Genomic DNA, 18,648 nt, shown 5'->3' on the forward strand with positions numbered 1-18,648 from the left:
AAGCCCGCGGCCATCTCCGAGGGCCTTCCCGGGCCTAGGGTTAGGCCCCCTGCGCGTGTCGAAATGCGCTGATATATTGCACCGCAACATTCCAACTCGACACAGCGATGCTCTACCAACTCTACGAAGCCCAGCGTTCCCTCATGGAACCGTTCGCGGACTTCGCCCAGGCCGCCTCCAAGCTCTACAGCCCCGGCGCCGTCTGGAGCCAGCTGCCCGGAGCTCAGCGCATGGCGGCGAGCTACGACCTGCTCTACCGTCTCGGCAAGGACTACGAGAAGCCCGAGTTCAACATCAAGTCGGTCAAGGTCGACGGCGACGACGTCGTGATCCAGGAAGTGATCGAGCTGGAAAAGCCGTTCTGCCAGCTGCGGCGCTTCAAGCGCTTCACCGACGAGCCGCACATCCTCAAGACGCTCAAGAGCCAGCCCGTGGTGCTGGTGGTGGCGCCGCTGTCGGGCCACTACGCCACCCTGCTGCGCGACACCGTGCGCACCCTTTTGCAGGACCACAAGGTCTACATCACCGACTGGAAGAACGCGCGCCTGGTGCCGCTGTCGGACGGCGAGTTCCACCTCGACGACTACATCAACTACGTGCAGGAGTTCATCCGCCGCCTGCAGGCCGAGTACGGCAACTGCCACGTGGTCAGCGTGTGCCAGCCCACGGTGCCGGTGCTGGCCGCCGTGTCGCTGATGGCCAGCCGCGGCGAGGCGCTGCCGCTCACCATGACGATGATGGGCGGCCCGATCGACGCGCGCAAGTCGCCCACGGCGGTCAACAACCTCGCGATGAACAAGAGCTTCGAGTGGTTCGAGAACAACGTGATCTACCGCGTGCCCCAGGGCTTCCCGGGCGCGGGCCGGCGCGTCTACCCGGGCTTCCTGCAGCACACGGGCTTCGTCGCGATGAACCCCGACCGCCACGCGAGCAGCCACTACGACTACTTCAAGGACCTGATCAAGGGCGACGACGCGAGCGCCGAGGCGCACCGCAAGTTCTACGACGAGTACAACGCCGTGCTCGACATGGACGCCGATTACTACCTCGAGACGATCCGCACCGTGTTCCAGGAATTCGACCTGGTCAACGGCACCTGGGACGTGAAGAGCCCGACCGGCGAGGTCGAGCGCGTGCGGCCGCAGGACATCCGCGCCACCGCGCTGCTCACGGTCGAGGGCGAGCTCGACGACATCTCGGGCTCGGGCCAGACCGAGGCCGCGCACGAGCTGTGCACCGGCATCGCCGATGCGAAGCGCGAGCACTACGAGGTCAAGGGCGCCGGCCACTACGGCATCTTCAGCGGCCGCCGCTGGCGCGAACTGGTCTATCCCAAGATGCAGAAGTTCATCGCCGCCAACGACCAGCCGCAACGTCGCGCCGGTGAACGCGAGAGCCTGCCGGCCGAGGACCAGGTCAAGCCCGGCCGCAAGCTCGCCACCACCACCGCCAAGGCGCCCGCGAAGAAGGCCGTGGCCGCCAAGAAGGCGGCACCGGCCGCTGCGAAGCGCGCGCCCGCCCCGAAGAAGACCGTGGCGCGCAAAGCCGCCGCGGCGCGCTGAGCGCCCCTTCCCTCCCGTGAACGGACTCGCCGCACGCATCCACGACGCACTGCCCCAGACGCAGTGCACCCGTTGCGGCTACCCGGACTGCGAGGGCTATGCGCAGGCCGTGGCCAGCGCCGAGGCCGAGATCAACCAGTGCCCGCCCGGCGGCGCCGAAGGCGTCGAGCGGCTCGCGCGGCTCACCGGCCGCGCCGTGCAGGCGCTCGACCCGGCCTTCGGCACCGAGGGCCCGCGCAGGCTGGCGGTGATCGACGAGGCCTGGTGCATCGGCTGCACGCTGTGCCTCGATGCCTGCCCGACCGACGCCATCCTCGGCATCAACAAGCGCATGCACACCGTGATCGACGCGCACTGCACGGGCTGCGAACTCTGCATCCCGGTCTGCCCGGTCGACTGCATCTCGCTCGAGGACGCCACGCCGGGCCGCACCGGCTGGCAGGCCTGGTCGCCCGCGCAGGCGGCCCATGCCCGCGCGCGCTATGCCCTGCACGGCCAGCATCGGCCCAGCGACGCGCGCCAGGGCAAGAAGCGCCCCGAAGCCGAGGTCGCGGCGCCCAGCGCCGAGGCCCGCAAGCGCTCGGTGGTCGAGGCCGCGCTCGCGCGCGCCCGCGCCGCCGCCCAACGTCCCTCCACGCCCAAGCCATGAACCTCGACACCCTGCTCGTCTTCGTGCTCGCCTCCCTCGCGCTCGCGGTGATCCCGGGCCCGACCATGCTGCTCGCGCTGTCGAACGGCATCGACGGCGGCATGCGCCGCGCGAGCTGGGGCATCGTCGGCGCCTCGCTCGGCAGCAGCATCGTGATCGCCGTCGTCGCGCTCGGCCTGGGCTCGCTGCTAGCCGCCTCGGAATGGCTGTTCAACGCGATCCGCGTGGCCGGCGTGGCCTACCTCGTGTGGCTCGGCATCAAGCTCTGGCGCAGCGACGCCACCGACCTCGGCGCCGCGCTCGCGAAGTCCTCTCCCGAGAGCCGGCTGCATGGCCGCATCGCGCTGCTGCGCAGCCTCGCGGTGGCGCTGTCGAATCCCAAGTCGCTGCTGTTCTTCGCGGCCTTCCTGCCGCAGTTCGTCGACATCGCGCGGCCGCAGGGCCCTCAGTACCTGCTGCTGGGCGGCATCTTCGTGCTGCTCGACACCTGCGTGATGCTGGCCTATGCCGGCGCCGGCACGCAGGCCGTGCGCTGGCTCTCGAAGCGCGGCCTCAAGGCGCTGAACCGCGGCTGCGCCGTGGGCATGTGGCTGCTGGCGGCCACGCTCGCGGTATGGCGCCGACCCGGCGCCTGAGCCACGGGCTCAGCCTCTGGCCGAGCGCTTGAGCAGCAGCATCAGCACGCCCGCCAGGATCACCGTCACCGCGTACCACTCGAAGCGCGTGACCGTCTCGCCGGCGATCCACACGCCCAGCAGCATCGCGATCACCGGATTGACGAAGGTGTAGCTGGCCGCCAGCGCGGCCGGCGCGCGCGCCAGCAGCAGCATGTAGGCGTTGAAGGCGATCAGCGAGCCGAACACCACCAGGTAGAACCAGGCCGCCGTGGCCTGCGGCGCGGGCGGCCACGCGAGGCTCTCGCCCGAGACAGCGGCCAGCACCAGCAGCACCACGCCGCCGCAGATCATCTCGCTCGCGAAGCCCATCGCGCCCGGTGCGAGCGGCAGCGCGCGCTGGCTCAGCACGCTGCCGGCCGACCAGCAGACGCAGGCGATGCTGATCGCGGCCAGCCCGGCCGGCGAGGCCTGGAAGCCGCTGCCCTGGGTCAGCATCAGCACGCCGACCAGGCCCAGCGCGATGCCGATCGCCTCGAGCTTCGTCGGCACGATGCCCCAGATCAGGTTGAGCAGCGCGATGATCAACGGCACCACCGCGATGAAGGCCACCACCAGGCCCGAGCCCACCGAGACCTCGGCATGCGCGGTGCCGCCCATGCCGCCGCCGAGCATCAGCGTGCCGACCACCAGCGCGTTGCGCCACTGCAGCCGGTTCGGCCAGGGCGCGCCGCGCCAGCGCATCCAGGCCGCGAGCAGCAGGCCCGCGAACAGGAAGCGCGAACCCATCTGCAGGAAGGGCGGGAAGCTGATCAGCGCGTACTTGATCGCGAGATAGGTCGAGCCCCAGACCAGCCAGGTGGCGGCGAGGCAGAGCCAGATGATCGGCGGCAGTCCGCCGCGCGCGGACGGCGTGGAAGTGGCGAGCGAGAGCATGTCGAGGGTGTCTGTTGTTGTGGGACTGAGCCGCTCCATGGTATGAAGGCCGCCGCCGCGCTTCCATGCGCAAATCACGGTTCTGGCGGCTCGCGGCCGTCGATTTGAAGGACTTCGATGGAATCCACCTTGAACCCCACGCTCGATGCCCACGACACCCGCATCCTGGCCGAGCTGCAGAAGGACGCGCGCCTCACCATGGCCGAGCTCGGTCGCCGCGTGCACCTGAGCCAGCCGGCGGTGACCGAGCGCGTGAAGAAGCTCGAGGCCGCGGGCGTGATCAGCGGCTACCGCGCCACCGTCAACCTGGGCAAGCTGGGCTACGGCATCCGCGCGATGATCCGCGTCGGCCGCGCCGACTACGACCGCGTCGTGAAGCTGGTGCAGGACACGCCCGAATGCGTGAATGCCTACAACGTGACCGGCGAGGACAGCTGGATCCTCGAGATCGCGGTGATCGACGTGAGCCACCTCGACGCGGTGGTCACCAAGTTCTGCATCCTCACCGAGACCGCGACCTCGATCATCCTGAACCCGGCGCGCGAGCACCAGCCGATGCTGCCGCCGCACCGCTCGGACGTGAAGCCGCCGATAAGGAAGGTCGTAAACGCCTGAAGCGCCCGGCCTCAGCGCCCGGCGAGCGCGTCGAAGGCCTTCACCACCTCGGGCGGCGCCTGCACCATCTCGATGAGCACGCCCTCGCCCGCGATCGGGAACTCGTCGTTCGCCTTCGGATGCAGGAAGCAGATGTCGAAGCCCGCCGCGCCCTTGCGGATGCCGCCTGGCGCGAAGCGCACGCCCTGCGAAGTCAACCATTCGACGGCCGTCGGCAGGTCGTCGATCCACAGGCCCACGTGGTTGAGCGGCGTGGCATGCACCGCGGGCTTCTTCTCGGGATCGAGCGGCTGCATCAGGTCGACCTCGACCTTGAACGGGCCGGTACCGATCGCGCAGATGTCCTCGTCGACGTTCTCGCGCTCGCTTCGGAAAGTGCCCGTGACCTCGAGCCCCAGCATGTCGACCCAGAGCTTCTGCAGCCGGGTCTTGTCGGGACCGCCGATCGCGATCTGCTGGATGCCCAGCACGCGGAAGGGACGTTGGATGGCGCTCGTCATTGGCAGGACTCCGGGTTCGTTTCGGTCGAGGCGCGGTGCGAGCGCAGCCCCAGCTTGCGCAGCAGCTGCACGTCGGCCTCCACGTCGGGATTGCCCGTGACCAGCAGCTTGTCGCCGTAGAAGATCGAATTCGCGCCGGCCATGAAGCACAGCGCCTGCACCGCCTCGCCCATCTGCTGGCGGCCGGCCGACAGGCGCACGCGCGCGGTCGGCATGGTGATGCGCGCGACCGCGATCATGCGCACGAAGTCGAAGGGATCGATCGGTTCCGAGTCGGCCAGCGGCGTGCCGGGCACGCGCACCAGGCTGTTGATCGGCACCGACTCGGGGTACGGATCGAGGTTGGCCAGCTGCGCGATCAGCCCCGCGCGATGCACCGGCGCCTCGCCCATGCCCACGATGCCGCCGCAGCACACGCTGATGCCGGCGCTGCGCACATGGGCCAGCGTGTCGAGCCGGTCCTGGTAGCTGCGGGTGTCGACGATGTCGGTGTAGTACTCGGGCGCGGTGTCGAGGTTGTGGTTGTAGTAGTCGAGGCCGGCGGCCTTGAGCTGCCGTGCATGGTGCGGCTCGAGCATGCCGAGCGTGGCGCAGGTCTGCAGGCCCAGGCCCTTCACGGCCTCGACCAGCACCGCCACCTTCTCGACGTCGCGGTCCTTGGGCGCGCGCCAGGCCGCGCCCATGCAGAAGCGCGTGGCGCCCGCGTCCTTGGCCGCCTGCGCGGCGCGCAGCACCTCGTCGACCTCCATCAGCTTCTGCGCCTTCACGCCGGTGTCGAACTCGGCCGACTGCGGGCAGTAGCCGCAGTTCTCGGGGCAGCCGCCGGTCTTCACCGACAGCAGCGTGGCCAGTTCGATGTCGCCCGCGGGAAAGTGCTGGCGGTGCACCGTCTGGGCCTCGAACAGCAGTTCCATCAGCGGCTTGTCGAGCAGCGCCTGGATTGCCTCGACCGACCAGCGGCCCTCGGGCGCCGGCGCCGGCTTCGCGGGCCGGTGCAGCACCACCGCCTGCAGGTCGCTGGCCCCCATCAGTTGAACTCCAGGATGATCTGGTCGACCGCGAGCGACTCGCCCTTGGCCGCGGAGATCTTGCCGACCACGCCGTCCTGCGCGGCGAACAGCACGTTCTCCATCTTCATCGCCTCGATCACCGCGAGCTTCTCGCCGGCCTGCACCTGCTGGCCCGGTTGCACCGCCACCTCGACCAGCAGCCCCGGCATCGGCGACATCAGGAACTTGCTGAGGTCTGGCGGTGCCTTGTGCGGCATCAGCGCGAGCAGGCGCGCGCCCAGCGGCGACAGCACCATGGCCTCGATCTGGCGGCCGTCGTTCGACACCCGCAGCGCCAGCGGATTCTTGCCGGCGCCGCGCTCCACCTGCGCGACGAAGGGCTTGTCGTTGACGATGCCCTGCACCCGCACCGCGCCCAGCGCGAGGCTGCTGTCGATCTTGTAGGTCTTGCCGTTGACCGTGACCGCGCTCGCGCCGGTCTTGCCGTGGAAGTCGCTCACGGTCACCGGGTGGTGCACGTGCTCGCCCTGCGCGCCGAGTTCGACCACCACGAATTGCTCGCCCACCTTCACGCCGTGGCCTTCGAGCTGGCCGCTGATGCCCGAGGCACGCGCGCGGTAGCGGCGGTGCACGTAGGCCGCCAGCGCGACCAGGAAATCGGGCTCGCTGTGCGGCACGTCCTCGGCATGGAAGCCCTTGCCGTAGTTCTCGGCGATGAAGCCGGTGTTGAAGTCGCCGGCCACGAACTTCGGATGCGCGAGCAGCGCCGCCTGGAACGGGATGTTGCTGCTGATGCCGCGGATCACGAAGCCGTTGAGCGCCTCGCGCATGCGCGCGATCGCGTGGTTGCGGTCCTTGCCGTGCACGATGAGCTTGGCGATCATCGAGTCGTAGTACATCGGGATCTCGCCGCCCTCGTACACGCCGGTGTCCACGCGCACGCCCTGCAGGTGCTCGGTGTCGCTCGCGAACATGGTCTCGGCCGGCGGCTGGAACTTCACCAGCCGGCCGGTCGAGGGCAGGAAGTTGCGGAACGGGTCCTCGGCGTTGATGCGGCACTCGATGGCCCAGCCATCGCGCTTGACCTGCTCCTGCGTCAGCGGCAGCGCCTCGCCGGCCGCCACGCGGATCATCAGCTCCACCAGGTCGAGGCCGGTGATGCACTCGGTCACCGGATGCTCCACCTGCAGCCGGGTGTTCATCTCGAGGAAGTAGAAGCTCTGGTCCTTGCCGACCACGAACTCCACCGTGCCCGCGCTCTGGTAGTTCACGGCCTTGGCCAGCGCCACCGCCTGCTCGCCCATCGCCTTTCGCGTGGCGTCGCTGATGAAGGGCGACGGCGCCTCCTCGATCACCTTCTGGTGCCGGCGCTGGATCGAGCATTCGCGCTCGTTGAGGTAGATCACGTGGCCGTGCGAATCGCCGAGCACCTGGATCTCGATGTGCCGCGGCTCCTCGACGAACTTCTCGATGAACACACGGTCGTCGCCGAAGCTGTTGCGTGCTTCGTTGCGGCAGGAGGTGAAGCCCTCGAAAGCCTCCTTGTCGTTGAAGGCCACGCGCAGGCCCTTGCCGCCGCCGCCGGCCGAGGCCTTGATCATCACCGGGTAGCCGATGTCCTTCGCGATCTCGACCGCGCGCTCGGCGGTCTCGATGGCGTCGTTCCAGCCCGGGATGGTGTTGACCTTGGCCTCGTTGGCGAGCTTCTTCGAGGCGATCTTGTCGCCCATGGCCGCGATCGAATAGTGCTTGGGGCCGATGAAGGCGATGCCCTCTTCCTCGACCCTCTTGGCGAAGCTTTCGTTCTCCGACAGGAAGCCGTAGCCTGGATGCACGGCCTCGGCGCCGGTCTTCTTGCAGGCCTCGATGATGCGGTCGGCCAGCAGGTAGCTCTCGCGGCTGGGCGCGGCACCGATGTGCACGGCCTCGTCGGCCAACTCGACGTGGCGGGCTTCCTTGTCGGCGTCGGAATAGACAGCGACCGTGAGGATGCCCATCTTCTTGGCGGTCTGGATCACACGGCAGGCAATCTCGCCGCGATTGGCAATCAGGATCTTCTTGAACATGTTCTTCTCCGTGCCGCTCAAAGCGGAATGTTGCCGTGCTTGCGCCACGGGTTCTCGAGCTTCTTCTCGCGCAGCATCACCAGCGAGCGGCAGATGCGCTTGCGCGTCTCGTGCGGCAGGATCACGTCGTCGATGTAGCCGCGCGCGCCCGCCACGTAGGGATTGGCGAAGCGGGCCTTGTACTCGGCCTCGCGCGCCGCGAGCTTGGCCGGGTCGTTCTTGTCCTCGCGGAAGATGATCTCGACCGCGCCCTTGGCGCCCATCACCGCGATCTCGGCGCGCGGCCAGGCCAGGTTGACGTCGCCGCGCAGGTGCTTGGAGGCCATCACGTCGTAGGCGCCGCCGTAGGCCTTGCGCGTGATGACGGTGATCTTCGGCACCGTGCACTCGGCATAGGCGTAGAGCAGCTTGGCGCCGTGCTTGATGATGCCGCCGTACTCCTGGCCGGTGCCGGGCATGAAGCCGGGCACGTCGACGAAGGTCACGACCGGGATGTTGAAGGCATCGCAGAAGCGCACGAAGCGCGCGGCCTTGATGCTGCTCTTGATGTCGAGGCAGCCCGCCAGCACCAGCGGCTGGTTGGCGACGATGCCCACGGTCTGGCCTTCCATGCGCGCGAAGCCGATCACGATGTTCTTCGCGTAGTCGGGCTGCAGCTCGAAGAAGTCGCCGTCGTCCACCACCTTGAAGATCAGCTCCTTCATGTCGTAGGGCTTGTTCGCGTTCTCGGGCACCAGCGTGTCGAGCGAATAGTCGGGCCGGTCGGCCGGGTCGCCCTGGCCGTTGTTGCCCAGGCGCACCGGCGGCTTCTCGCGGTTGTTCAGCGGCAGGTAGTTGTAGAGGCGGCGCAGCATCATCAGCGCCTCGACGTCGTTCTCGAACGCCATGTCGGCCACGCCGCTGCGCGTGGTGTGGGTCACGGCGCCGCCCAGTTCCTCGGCCGTCACGCTCTCGTGCGTCACCGTCTTCACCACCTCGGGGCCGGTGACGAACATGTAGCTCGAGTCCTTCACCATGAAGATGAAGTCGGTCATGGCGGGCGAGTACACCGCGCCGCCCGCGCACGGGCCCATGATCATGCTGATCTGCGGCACCACGCCCGAGGCCATCACGTTGCGCTGGAACACGTCGGCATAGCCGCCGAGCGAGGCCACGCCTTCCTGGATGCGCGCGCCGCCCGAGTCGTTGAGGCCGATCACCGGGGCGCCGACCTTCATCGCCTGGTCCATCACCTTGCAGATCTTCTCGGCATGCGCTTCGCTGAGCGCGCCGCCGAAGACGGTGAAGTCCTGGCTGAAGACGAACACCAAGCGGCCGTTGATCATGCCGTAGCCCGTGACCACGCCGTCGCCCGGGATCTTGTTGTCGGCCATGCCGAAGTCGGTCGAGCGGTGCTCGACGAACATGTCCCATTCCTCGAAGGTGCCGTCGTCCAGCAGCAGTTCGAGGCGTTCGCGCGCCGTGAGCTTGCCCTTGGCGTGCTGCGCGTCGATGCGCTTCTGGCCGCCACCGAGGCGGGCCTGCGCGCGGCGCTTTTCGAGTTCGTCGATCAGTTCTTGCATGGTGTGCTTTCGAAGCGGTGGTCCTGGATTTCGTTGAAAGTCATGGTGCCGGCGCCGCGACGGCCGCCGCGGCGAGCAGCTGGCGCGCCGCGGTGGACGCCGGCAGGCTGCCCTGCGCCACCTGCCGCGTGAGCCGCGGCAGCAGCTCGCGCACCTGCGGGTGCTGCCTGAAGGCCTGCTTGAGCCCCGCGTCGATGCGCTCCCACATCCACGCGGTGGCCTGTTTCTCCCGGCGCGTGGCGAGCCGGCCGTTGGCGGTCTGCAGCGCGCGGAACTCGAGCACGGCAGCCCAGAAGGCATCGACGCCGGTGCCCGCGAGCGCACTGAGCTGCAGCACCGCCGGCCGCCAGAAGCGCACCTGCGCGCCGCTGTGCGCGTCGTGCGCCGCGGCCGCGTGGTCGGGGTTGCCCTGGTGGCCGAACAGCCGCAGCGCCGAGGTGATCTGCGCCTGTGCGCGCGTGGCGGCGTCCTTGTCGATGTCGGCCTTGTTGATGACGACCAGGTCGGCGATCTCCATCACGCCCTTCTTGATCGCCTGCAGGTCGTCGCCGGCGTTGGGCAGCTGCATCAGCACGAACATGTCGGTCATGCCCGATACCGCGGTCTCGCTCTGGCCCACGCCCACGGTCTCGACGATCACCACGTCGTAGCCCGCGGCCTCGCACACCAGCATCGCCTCGCGCGTCTTCTCGGCCACGCCGCCGAGCGTGCCGCTCGAGGGGCTCGGACGGATGTAGGCGCGCTCGTGCACCGAGAGCCGTTCCATGCGCGTCTTGTCGCCGAGGATGGAGCCGCCCGAGACGGTGGACGACGGGTCGATGGTGAGCACCGCGACGCGGTGGCCCTTGTCGATCAGCAGCAGGCCCAGGGTCTCGATGAAGGTCGACTTGCCCACGCCCGGCACACCCGAGATGCCGAGCCGGAACGAGTTGCCGGTGCGCGGCAGCAGCGCGGTGAGCAGCTCGTCGGCCTGCGCGCGGTGGTCGGCGCGGGTGGATTCGAGCAGCGTGATGGCCTTGGCGATGGCGCGGCGCTGGACGAGGCCGTCGCCTGCGAGGACACCGTTCAGGATGGCAGCGAAGCGATCGTCCACCCCCGCCCGTTCAGGCCGAGCGGATGGGGGCGACGAATGCTCCCCCAACCGTTCGGGCTGAGCCTGTCGAAGCCACTCCCCACCTTCCTCGGGTCTGGAATTGGATCTCGACCTGGCCAGCGACTGAATCGCCTCCCAATCGCCGCGGATCAGCGCTTCCTTCTTCGCACGCGACCAACCCTTGATTTGCTGTTCGAACGCGATCGCCGCCTCACGCGTTTCGAATTCGCCCTGCCACACGAGCTCGACAGGCTTGCGCATCGACGTATAGCCGATCCCGCCATCGAGGTGTTGCCTCATCCGGGCTTCGATATCGTCGGTCTGCCCCGCGTAATAGGAGCCATCCGAACAGCGCAGCAGATAAACGTAGAAGGGTTTCACGTCAGCAGAGTGCAGGGAAAGGCTTCGACAAGCTCAGCCCGAACGGTTGTTGGCGAGCAGCGAGCAAGAGACGGTCTCGACGAAAGATCGCCCACGTCCGCTCTCGTCAGGCCGCGACCGCCGCGCGGATTTGCTCCAGCACGTCCTTCGCGCTCGCCGGGATCGGCGTGCCCGGTCCGTAGATGCCCTTCACGCCGGCCTCGTAGAGGAAGTCGTAGTCCTGGCGCGGGATCACGCCGCCGACGAACACGATGATGTCGTCCGCGCCCTGCTTGCGCAGCTCCGCGATGATCGCGGGCACCAGCGTCTTGTGGCCGGCCGCGAGCGTGCTCACGCCCACCGCATGCACGTCGTTCTCGATCGCCTGGCGCGCGCACTCCTCGGGCGTCTGGAACAGCGGCCCCATGTCGACGTCGAAGCCCAGGTCGGCGAAGGCCGTGGCCACCACCTTGGCGCCGCGGTCGTGGCCGTCCTGGCCCAGCTTGGAGATCATCACGCGCGGACGGCGGCCCTGCTCCTCGGCGAAGGCGTTGATCTCGGTCTTGAGGTTCTCCCAGCCCTCGGCGGAGTCATAGGCGGCGGCGTAGACGCCGGTCACCTTCTGGGTGTCGGCGCGGTGGCGGCCGAAGGACTTCTCGAGCGCGTCGGAGATCTCGCCGACGGTGGCGCGCAGGCGCACCGCGTCGATGCTCAGCGCGAGCAGGTTGCCGCTGCCGTTCTCGGCCGCCTCGGTGAGCGCGTCGAGCGCGGCCTGCACCTTGGCGCCGTCGCGCGCGGCGCGGATCTTCTGCAGCCGCGCCACCTGCTGGTCGCGCACCTTCACGTTGTCGATCGAGAGGCTCTCGATCGCGTCCTCGTTCTTGAGCTTGTACTTGTTGACGCCGACGATCACGTCCTTCCCGGAGTCGATGCGCGCCTGCTTCTCGGCGGCCGCGGCCTCGATCTTGAGCTTGGCCCAGCCGCTGTCCACCGCCTTGGTCATGCCGCCCATGGCCTCGACCTCCTCGATGATGGTCCAGGCCGCGTCGGCCATGTCCTGCGTGAGCTTCTCCATCATGTAGCTGCCGGCCCAGGGGTCGATCACGTTCGTGATGTGCGTCTCTTCCTGGATGATGAGCTGCGTGTTGCGCGCGATGCGGGCGCTGAACTCGGTCGGCAGCGCGATGGCTTCGTCGAGCGCGTTGGTATGCAGGCTCTGCGTGCCGCCGAACACCGCGGCCATCGCCTCGATGGTGGTGCGCACCACGTTGTTGTAGGGGTCCTGCTCGGTCAGGCTCCAGCCCGAGGTCTGGCAGTGGGTGCGCAGCATCAGGCTCTTGGGGTTCTTCGGTTCGAACTCCTTCATGATCCGGCACCACAGCAGGCGCGCCGCGCGCATCTTGGCCACCTCGAGGTAGAAGTTCATGCCGATGGCCCAGAAGAAGCTCAGGCGCCCGGCGAAGCCGTCGACATCGAGGCCCTTGGCCAGCGCGGTCTTCACGTACTCCTTGCCGTCGGCCAGCGTGAAGGCCAGCTCCAGCGCCTGGTTGGCGCCGGCTTCCTGCATGTGATAGCCGCTGATCGAGATCGAGTTGAACTTCGGCATGTTCTGCGCCGTGTACTCGATGATGTCGCCGATGATCCGCATGCTCGGCGCGGGCGGGAAGATGTAGGTGTTGCGGACCATGAACTCCTTGAGGATGTCGTTCTGGATGGTTCCGCTTAAGCTGTCCTGCGCCACGCCCTGTTCTTCCGCCGCGACCACGTAGCCCGCGAGCACCGGCAGCACCGCGCCGTTCATGGTCATCGACACGCTGACCTTGTCGAGCGGGATCTGGTCGAACAGGATCTTCATGTCCTCGACCGAATCGATCGCCACGCCGGCCTTGCCCACGTCGCCGGTCACGCGCGGATGGTCGCTGTCGTAGCCGCGGTGGGTGGCGAGGTCGAAGGCCACGCTCACGCCCTGTCCGCCGGCAGCCAGCGCCTTGCGGTAGAAGGCGTTCGATTCCTCGGCGGTCGAGAAACCGGCGTACTGGCGGATGGTCCACGGACGCACCGCGTACATCGTGGCCTGCGGGCCGCGCAGGTAGGGCTCGAAGCCCGGCAGCGTGTCGGTGTACTTCAGGCCCTGCAGGTCGGCCGCGGTGTACAGCGGCTTGACGCTGATGCCGTCGGGCGTGATCCAGTTCAGCGCGGCGACGTCGCCGCCGGGGGCCGACTTTGCGGCGGCCTTGGCCCAGGCCTCGAGAGTGGCGGGCTTGAAGGAGGGTTCGGGTTTGCTGCTCATGGAGGCGCCGCTTCGCAGTGTGTCGTGCAGGGGTGTGCTGCTGGAGGAAAGGATTCGCTGGAATCGCTGGTGGCGCGCAGGGATTTGCAGGCCGGCCGCGAGTCTAACCGATCCATAATTATTAATTCAAACGCGATTTTTGAAGTACAGTCCCGCCCATGTCCGCCGTCACCCTCACCCCGCGCGCCCTCTATGAAGAGGTGGCCGAGCTGCTGCGCCAGCGGATCTTCCGCCGCGAGCTCGAACCGGGAAGCTGGATCGACGAACTCAAGCTCGCCGAGGAGTACGGCATCAGCCGCACGCCGCTGCGCGAGGCGCTGAAGGTGCTGGCCGCCGAGGGCCTGGTGACGATGAAGGTGCGCCGTGGCGCCTATGTGACCGAGGTGTCGGAGCAGGACCTGGCCGACGTCTACCACCTGCTGTCATTGCTCGAGAGCGATGCCGCCGGCGTGGTGGCCGAGCGCGCCACCGAGGCCCAGCTCGCCGAGCTGCGCGCGCTGCATGCCGAACTCGAGGCCGCGGCCGCGCCCGAAGACCGCGAGCATTTCTTCGCGGTCAACGAGCGCTTCCACATGCGCCTCTTGGCCATCGCCAACAACAAGTGGCGCGACCAGATGGTGGCCGACCTGCGCAAGGTGATGAAGCTCAACCGCCACAACTCGCTGCTCAAGGCCGGGCGGATCGGGGAATCGCTGGCCGAGCACCGCTCGGTGATGGCCGCGATCGAGGCGCGCGACGGCGAGGCCGCCATGGCGCGCATGCGCGAGCACTTCAGCAACGGGCTCGAAGCGGCGGCCTAGCGTTCGCCACGGGGCCGCGCGGCGGCCCGCTTCTCTTCACTAATCGAGATCGACCGTGCCCGCCTCGGCCGCGATGCGCTGCGCCGTCTCGAGCAGCCGCGGCGCCACGCGCGCGAGCATGGTGTCCTTGGGCAGCAGGTAGGCCGGGCCGCCGCAGCTCACCGCGTAGCGCTCGCCGCGCGGACCGCGCAGCGCGAAGCCCAGCGCGTGGATGTGCGGATGCCATTCGCCGAACGAGCCGCAGTAGCCCACGCGCGCGTACTCCTCGATGCTGGCGATCAGCCCCGGCTCGATGCGCGGCCAGTTCTCGCCGCTTTCCTGCCGGATCTGCGCCAGCAGCGCCTCCTGCTCGGGCGCCGCGAGCGAGGCCAGGTAGGCCCGTCCGGCGGCCGAGGTGGCGATCGTCATGCGCGAGCCGACCTCGATGCGCGAGCTGATCATCACCGAGCGCGGGCGCAGCGAATCGATGATCAGCATGTCGAGCTCGTCGCGCACGCCCATGTGCACGCTCGCGCCCGCGAAGTCCGACAGCGCCGCGAGATGCGGGCGCGCCACCGTGCGCAGGTCGAAGTGCCGCAGGTAACGGCTGCTCATGTCGAGCAGCGCCGGCCCGAGGCTGAAACGCTCGCTGTCCTGCGACTGCCGCAGGTAGCCCGCCCCGACCAGGGTGGCCGTGAGCCGCGACACCGTCGCCTTGGGAATGCCCGTCGCATCCGCCAGTTCGCGATTGCCCATCGGCGCCGCAGCCATCCCGATCACCTTCAGCAGGGCCAGTCCCCTGGCGAGCGCGCTCACCTCTTCCCTGCCGCCAATCGCGTCATTCATTTTTAGAAACCTTTGCTTCCCTGATTGATCTTTGTTGCCATTTTTCAGCAAAAACGGGTTGACGCGAGAACTTTGGGAGATCATTATTTCGGAACACAGTTTCAAAATAATGAGATGACGAGACAAAACCCCCATTTCTCCCCGCCGTCGCCGCGCCGCCGCGAGCTCCTTGGCACCGGCCTCGGCCTGCTGGCCGGCGCCGGCCTTCCGGGTTTCGCGCGGGCCGCCGCGCCGGCCGCATTCCCCAAGGGACCGGTGAAGCTCATCGTGCCGTTCGCCCCCGGCGGGCCGACCGACACCGTCGGCCGCCTCATCGCCATGAAGCTGCAGGAGGGCTGGGGCCAGCCGGTCATCGTCGACTACAAGCCCGGCGCCGGCACCGCCATCGGTGCCGACTTCGTCGCCAAGGCCCCGCCCGATGGGCTGACCATCGGCATGGTGAATTCCTCGTTCGCGGTGAATCCCTCGCTGCGCAAGACGCTGCCCTACGACACGCTCAAGGACATCGCGGGCATCACGCAGATCGCCAACCTGCAGCTGGCCATCGTGGCCCGGCCCGACGCGCCCTTCAACACGCTGGCCGAGCTGATCGCCTATGCGAAGAAGAATCCGGGCAAGCTGACCTATGGCACGCCCGGCGCCGGCAGCACCACCCACCTGGGGGCCGAGCTGCTCAAGCGCGAGGCGGGCTTCGACATGCTGCACGCGCCCTTCAAGGGCAGCTCGCCCGCGCACACCGAACTCATGGGCGGTCGCATCGACCTCGTGGTCGACCCCTTCCTCTCGGTGCTGCCCTTCGTGAAGGCCGGCCGCATGAAGCTGATCGCCACCCTCGGCGACAAGCCGGTGCCCGGCTTCAGCTATCCGACCGTCGCGCAGACCCTGCCCGGCTTCCACGTCAATGCACTGCTGGGCTTCATCGCGCCGCACGGCACGCCGCCGGCCGTCATCGAGAAGATCCAGTCGGACACGCGCCGCGTGCTGCTCGACCCCGAGATGCGCAAGCGCGTCGAGGAACAGGGCATGGAGGTGGTCGCCTCCACGCCCGCGCAGTTCGACGCCTTCGTGCAGTCGGAGATGAAGCGCTGGGCGCGCGTCATCGCCGACGCGGGCATCCAGCCCGAGTGAGCCCCTCTTTCATCCGGACACCCTTCCCATGCCCCTAGCACTCACCCCCCTGCATCCGCATTTCGCCGCCGAAGCGCGCGGCATCGACATCGCCCGGCCGCTCTCGAGCGACGAGGTCAAGCAGATCAACGCCGCGATGAACCGCTATGCCGTGCTGGTGTGGCGCGGCCAGCCGCTCACGGGCCAGCAGCAGATCGACTTCGCCAAGGCCTTCGGGCCGCTGGACCTCGGCCTCAAGAAGGTGTTCAAGCGCCCCGAACGGCTCGAGGACGAGCGCCTGATCGACATCTCGAACGTCGACGCGCAAGGCAACGTCGCGCGTCGCGATTCGCCGAAGAACCTCTCGAACTTCGCCAACCAGCTCTGGCACAGCGACAGCTCGTTCCAGAACCCGCGCGCCGCCTATTCGATGCTGCATGCGCTGGTGCTGCCGAGCTGGGGCGGCAACACCGAGTTCACCGACCTGCGCGCCGCCTACGACGCCCTGCCCGAGCGCGACAAGGCCGAGCTCGAGGGCCTGAGCGCCGAGCACTACGCGCTGCACACGCGCATCCTGCTGGGCGACGAGGCCTACACCGACGAGCAGAAGAAGACCATCCCGCCGGCCGCCTGGCCGCTGGTGCAGACGCACCCGGGCTCGGGGCGCAAGCTGCTGTTCGTGGGCGTGCATGCGCGCGAGATCGTCGGCTGGCCCGTGGCCGAGGCCCGCATGCGGCTGTCGGACCTGCTCGAGCACGCGACCCAGCGTGAGTTCGTCTACCGCCACGAATGGCAGGTGCACGACCTCGTGATGTGGGACAACCGCAGCACCCTGCACCGCGGCCGGCGCTACGACATCGCCGAGCGCCGCGAACTGCGCCGTACCACCATCGAGGACGTGCCCGAGGCCACGCTGATGGCGGCCTGAAAAGAAGCGGGAAGGAGCGCGGCTCAGGCCGCCTGCGCCACCGGCTCGTGCGCGATCGCCATCACCTCGTGCGGCGACTTGCCCTTCATGCGGTGGTCGCTCCACACCTGGCGCCAGCGGCGCGCGCCCGGCAGCCCGTTGCGCAGGCCCAGCATGTGGCGCGCGATGTTCGACCACGGCGTGCCGTGCTCGGCCGCCTCGCGCACCATGTAGTCGCACATCAGGGTCTCGACCTCCTCGCGCGTGCGCTCCGAGGGCGCCGCGCCGAAGAAATCCGCGTCCCATTCGGCCAGCCACCAGGGGTTGTGGTACGCCTCGCGCCCCACCATCACCCCGTCGAGCAGCCGCAGGTGCTCGTGCACCTGCGCATTGAGCGTGATGCCGCCGTTGATCGAGAACTTCAGCGCCGGAAAGTCGTGCTTGAGCCGGTGCACCAGCGCGTAGCGCAGCGGCGGAATCTCGCGGTTCTGCTTCGGGCTCAGGCCCTTGAGCCAGGCATTGCGCGCATGCACGATGAAGGTCTTGCAACCGGCCTCGCTGACCTGGCCCACGAAGTCGCGCACGAACTCGTAGCTCTCGATCTTGTCGATGCCGATGCGGTGCTTCACCGTCACCGGCACGCTGCTCGCGTCGACCATCGCCTTCACGCAGTCGGCCACCAGCTGCGGCTCGTTCATCAGGCAGGCACCGAAGGCGCCGCGCTGCACGCGCTCGCTCGGGCAGCCGCAGTTGAGGTTGATCTCGTCGTAGCCCCATTGCTCGCCGAGCTTCGCGCAATGCGCCAGATCGGCCGGCTCGCTGCCGCCGAGCTGCAGCGCCAGCGGATGCTCCTCGGCGTTGAAGCGCAGGTGCCGCGGCACGTCGCCATGCACCAGGGCGCCGGTCGTCACCATCTCCGTGTAGAGCAGCGCGTGGCGGCTCAGCAGGCGGTGCAGATACCTGCAATGGCGGTCGGTCCAGTCCATCATTGGCGCGACCGATAGGCGCATCGCCTCGAGCGCCTGGGCCGCTTCAGGGCCTCGCACTGGATCGGGCCCGGGCCCGGCGTTTTCTGGGTTCTCGTTCGGTGTCATTCGATTTCTTTGGGCGCCGCCGCTTCTCTCGGTTGCAAGCGCGCAGGGCGCGAGCGTAGCGCACCCGGCCATTCCGCTGCATGGCGACAGCGCTTGACCTCAAGCTTGGTTGAGGTTTTACAGTCCGCCGCGCTCACCCGAATACCCGCGTGGGCTTCACCGATGAACCCATGGCGGCAACGAATATCCCGCCGAAATCAGGAGCTGTGTTGATGAGGTCGTGGATCGATGCCGCGTTGGAAAGCCAACTGCTGTGGCTGGCCGCCCGGATACTTCTTGCCGTGGTCTTTGCCGCGTCGGGTCTCGCCAAGGCGCTGAACTTCGCGGGCGGGGTGGGCGAGATGCGCGCGGCGGGCCTCGAGCCGGCCTGGGCCTTCAATGTCGCCACCATCTTCGTGCTGCTGGCCGGCTCGCTGCTGCTGCTGGTCGACCGCGCCGTGTGGCTGGGCGCCGGCGCGCTCTCGGTGTTCCTGCTGCTCACGATCGCGATCGTGCATCGCTTCTGGTCGCTGCCCGAGCCGCGCGCCACGCTGTCGCTGTACTTCGCGCTCGAGCACGTCTCCATCATCGGCGGGCTGCTCGCGGCGGCGATCGCGAGCCACCTGCGGCGGCAACTCGGCGGCTGAGCGCCCCATCGCCTATATCGTCTATACCGCCT

At 68.3% G+C, this 18,648-nt stretch carries 17 protein-coding genes and 1 pseudogene; 8 read left to right on the forward strand and 10 right to left on the reverse strand.

The genetic code is table 11. From position 1 onward, the window contains the following. The first annotated feature begins 107 nt into the window (after positions 1-107). From ACEN9J_RS08625 to ACEN9J_RS08635, 3 genes are read left to right on the forward strand one after another with little or no spacing between them, the layout of a single operon-like run. Positions 108-1,562, forward strand: a complete 1,455-nt coding sequence (locus ACEN9J_RS08625; RefSeq protein WP_413763819.1) for a polyhydroxyalkanoate depolymerase — start codon at positions 108-110, stop codon at positions 1,560-1,562. 16 nt (positions 1,563-1,578) lie between these two features. Continuing rightward, positions 1,579-2,211, forward strand: coding sequence for an RnfABCDGE type electron transport complex subunit B (locus ACEN9J_RS08630; RefSeq protein WP_413763820.1), 633 nt, complete (start codon positions 1,579-1,581; stop codon positions 2,209-2,211). Next, positions 2,208-2,846 (forward strand): LysE family translocator, encoded by a 639-nt coding sequence (locus ACEN9J_RS08635; RefSeq protein WP_057593647.1) that lies wholly within the window; start codon positions 2,208-2,210, stop codon positions 2,844-2,846. The genes ACEN9J_RS08630 and ACEN9J_RS08635 overlap by 4 nt, the downstream gene beginning before the upstream one ends. Positions 2,847-2,855: 9 nt before the next feature. On the opposite strand, the gene yedA is transcribed toward ACEN9J_RS08635, so the two are convergent. Next, entirely contained in the window at positions 2,856-3,761 is a 906-nt protein-coding gene (yedA, locus tag ACEN9J_RS08640; RefSeq protein ID WP_413763821.1) for a drug/metabolite exporter YedA, read from the reverse strand. Positions 3,762-3,878: 117 nt separating this feature from the next. On the opposite strand from yedA, the gene ACEN9J_RS08645 reads away from it, so the two are divergent. Beyond that, positions 3,879-4,376, forward strand: coding sequence for an Lrp/AsnC family transcriptional regulator (locus ACEN9J_RS08645; protein WP_057593645.1), 498 nt, complete (start codon positions 3,879-3,881; stop codon positions 4,374-4,376). Positions 4,377-4,387: 11 nt separating this feature from the next. Here the strand turns inward: ACEN9J_RS08645 and ACEN9J_RS08650 are convergent, their stop codons facing one another. From ACEN9J_RS08650 to scpA, 7 genes and pseudogenes are all read right to left on the reverse strand, one after another. Further along, a complete protein-coding gene (locus ACEN9J_RS08650) occupies positions 4,388-4,876 on the reverse strand; it encodes a VOC family protein (protein ID WP_057593644.1) in 489 nt (162 codons plus the stop codon). Next, entirely contained in the window at positions 4,873-5,904 is a 1,032-nt protein-coding gene (bioB, locus tag ACEN9J_RS08655) for a biotin synthase BioB (protein WP_413763822.1), read from the reverse strand. The genes ACEN9J_RS08650 and bioB overlap by 4 nt, the downstream gene beginning before the upstream one ends. Further along, the gene (locus ACEN9J_RS08660; RefSeq protein WP_057593643.1) at positions 5,904-7,952 is read right to left on the reverse strand and encodes an acetyl/propionyl/methylcrotonyl-CoA carboxylase subunit alpha; all 2,049 of its coding nucleotides are present in this window, start codon (positions 7,950-7,952) and stop codon (positions 5,904-5,906) included. Before ACEN9J_RS08660 ends, bioB begins: the two co-directional genes overlap by 1 nt. A gap of 17 nt (positions 7,953-7,969) precedes the next feature. Further along, on the reverse strand, positions 7,970-9,514 hold the full coding sequence (locus ACEN9J_RS08665) for an acyl-CoA carboxylase subunit beta (protein ID WP_057593642.1): 1,545 nt from the start codon (positions 9,512-9,514) through the stop codon (positions 7,970-7,972). Between the two features lie 40 nt (positions 9,515-9,554). Continuing rightward, complete coding sequence (meaB, locus tag ACEN9J_RS08670) at positions 9,555-10,607, reverse strand: methylmalonyl Co-A mutase-associated GTPase MeaB (RefSeq protein WP_413764555.1); 1,053 nt, start codon at positions 10,605-10,607, stop codon at positions 9,555-9,557. A gap of 171 nt (positions 10,608-10,778) precedes the next feature. Then, positions 10,779-10,988 (reverse strand): annotated as a pseudogene (locus ACEN9J_RS08675) (GIY-YIG nuclease family protein); the annotation flags it as partial. Positions 10,989-11,094: 106 nt separating this feature from the next. Beyond that, entirely contained in the window at positions 11,095-13,257 is a 2,163-nt protein-coding gene (gene scpA, locus ACEN9J_RS08680; protein ID WP_057593639.1) for a methylmalonyl-CoA mutase, read from the reverse strand. A gap of 158 nt (positions 13,258-13,415) precedes the next feature. Between scpA and ACEN9J_RS08685 the strand changes: the two genes are divergently transcribed. Then, entirely contained in the window at positions 13,416-14,057 is a 642-nt protein-coding gene (locus tag ACEN9J_RS08685; protein WP_057593638.1) for a GntR family transcriptional regulator, read from the forward strand. A gap of 39 nt (positions 14,058-14,096) precedes the next feature. Here ACEN9J_RS08685 and ACEN9J_RS08690 read toward each other — a convergent pair whose 3' ends face one another. Then, positions 14,097-14,882, reverse strand: coding sequence for an IclR family transcriptional regulator (locus tag ACEN9J_RS08690; RefSeq protein ID WP_057593637.1), 786 nt, complete (start codon positions 14,880-14,882; stop codon positions 14,097-14,099). 114 nt (positions 14,883-14,996) lie between these two features. On the opposite strand from ACEN9J_RS08690, the gene ACEN9J_RS08695 reads away from it, so the two are divergent. Further along, the gene (locus ACEN9J_RS08695) at positions 14,997-16,010 is read left to right on the forward strand and encodes a tripartite tricarboxylate transporter substrate binding protein (protein WP_413763823.1); all 1,014 of its coding nucleotides are present in this window, start codon (positions 14,997-14,999) and stop codon (positions 16,008-16,010) included. Positions 16,011-16,038: 28 nt separating this feature from the next. After that, a complete protein-coding gene (locus tag ACEN9J_RS08700; protein WP_057593636.1) occupies positions 16,039-16,917 on the forward strand; it encodes a TauD/TfdA dioxygenase family protein in 879 nt (292 codons plus the stop codon). A 23-nt stretch (positions 16,918-16,940) separates the two neighbouring features. On the opposite strand, the gene dusA is transcribed toward ACEN9J_RS08700, so the two are convergent. Continuing rightward, positions 16,941-17,990 carry a tRNA dihydrouridine(20/20a) synthase DusA gene (gene dusA, locus ACEN9J_RS08705; RefSeq protein ID WP_413763824.1) on the reverse strand — a complete coding sequence of 350 codons (1,050 nt, stop codon included), beginning with the start codon at positions 17,988-17,990 and terminating at the stop codon, positions 16,941-16,943. A gap of 212 nt (positions 17,991-18,202) precedes the next feature. Between dusA and ACEN9J_RS08710 the strand changes: the two genes are divergently transcribed. Continuing rightward, the gene (locus ACEN9J_RS08710; protein ID WP_093343438.1) at positions 18,203-18,616 is read left to right on the forward strand and encodes a DoxX family protein; all 414 of its coding nucleotides are present in this window, start codon (positions 18,203-18,205) and stop codon (positions 18,614-18,616) included. Positions 18,617-18,648: the final 32 nt, after the last annotated feature.

The organism is Variovorax sp. Varisp41 (genome assembly GCF_047325085.1).
In the GTDB taxonomy this organism is placed as follows: Bacteria; Pseudomonadota; Gammaproteobacteria; order Burkholderiales; family Burkholderiaceae_C; genus Variovorax.

Excerpts from the sequence above, each read along its gene's own strand:
- ACEN9J_RS08625 (WP_413763819.1), top strand. The coding sequence starts at position 108 with ATGCTCTACCAACTCTACGAAGCCCAGCGTTCCCTCATGGAACCGTTC.
- ACEN9J_RS08710 (WP_093343438.1), top strand. The coding sequence starts at position 18,203 with ATGAGGTCGTGGATCGATGCCGCGTTGGAAAGCCAACTGCTGTGGCTG.
- ACEN9J_RS08650 (WP_057593644.1), bottom strand. The coding sequence starts at position 4,876 with ATGACGAGCGCCATCCAACGTCCCTTCCGCGTGCTGGGCATCCAGCAG.
- yedA (WP_413763821.1), bottom strand. The coding sequence starts at position 3,761 with ATGCTCTCGCTCGCCACTTCCACGCCGTCCGCGCGCGGCGGACTGCCG.
- ACEN9J_RS08685 (WP_057593638.1), top strand. The coding sequence starts at position 13,416 with ATGTCCGCCGTCACCCTCACCCCGCGCGCCCTCTATGAAGAGGTGGCC.
- ACEN9J_RS08645 (WP_057593645.1), top strand. The coding sequence starts at position 3,879 with ATGGAATCCACCTTGAACCCCACGCTCGATGCCCACGACACCCGCATC.
- scpA (WP_057593639.1), bottom strand. The coding sequence starts at position 13,257 with ATGAGCAGCAAACCCGAACCCTCCTTCAAGCCCGCCACTCTCGAGGCC.
- dusA (WP_413763824.1), bottom strand. The coding sequence starts at position 17,990 with ATGACACCGAACGAGAACCCAGAAAACGCCGGGCCCGGGCCCGATCCA.
- ACEN9J_RS08665 (WP_057593642.1), bottom strand. The coding sequence starts at position 9,514 with ATGCAAGAACTGATCGACGAACTCGAAAAGCGCCGCGCGCAGGCCCGC.
- bioB (WP_413763822.1), bottom strand. The coding sequence starts at position 5,904 with ATGGGGGCCAGCGACCTGCAGGCGGTGGTGCTGCACCGGCCCGCGAAG.
- ACEN9J_RS08690 (WP_057593637.1), bottom strand. The coding sequence starts at position 14,882 with ATGAATGACGCGATTGGCGGCAGGGAAGAGGTGAGCGCGCTCGCCAGG.
- ACEN9J_RS08700 (WP_057593636.1), top strand. The coding sequence starts at position 16,039 with ATGCCCCTAGCACTCACCCCCCTGCATCCGCATTTCGCCGCCGAAGCG.
- ACEN9J_RS08660 (WP_057593643.1), bottom strand. The coding sequence starts at position 7,952 with ATGTTCAAGAAGATCCTGATTGCCAATCGCGGCGAGATTGCCTGCCGT.
- ACEN9J_RS08635 (WP_057593647.1), top strand. The coding sequence starts at position 2,208 with ATGAACCTCGACACCCTGCTCGTCTTCGTGCTCGCCTCCCTCGCGCTC.
- ACEN9J_RS08695 (WP_413763823.1), top strand. The coding sequence starts at position 14,997 with ATGACGAGACAAAACCCCCATTTCTCCCCGCCGTCGCCGCGCCGCCGC.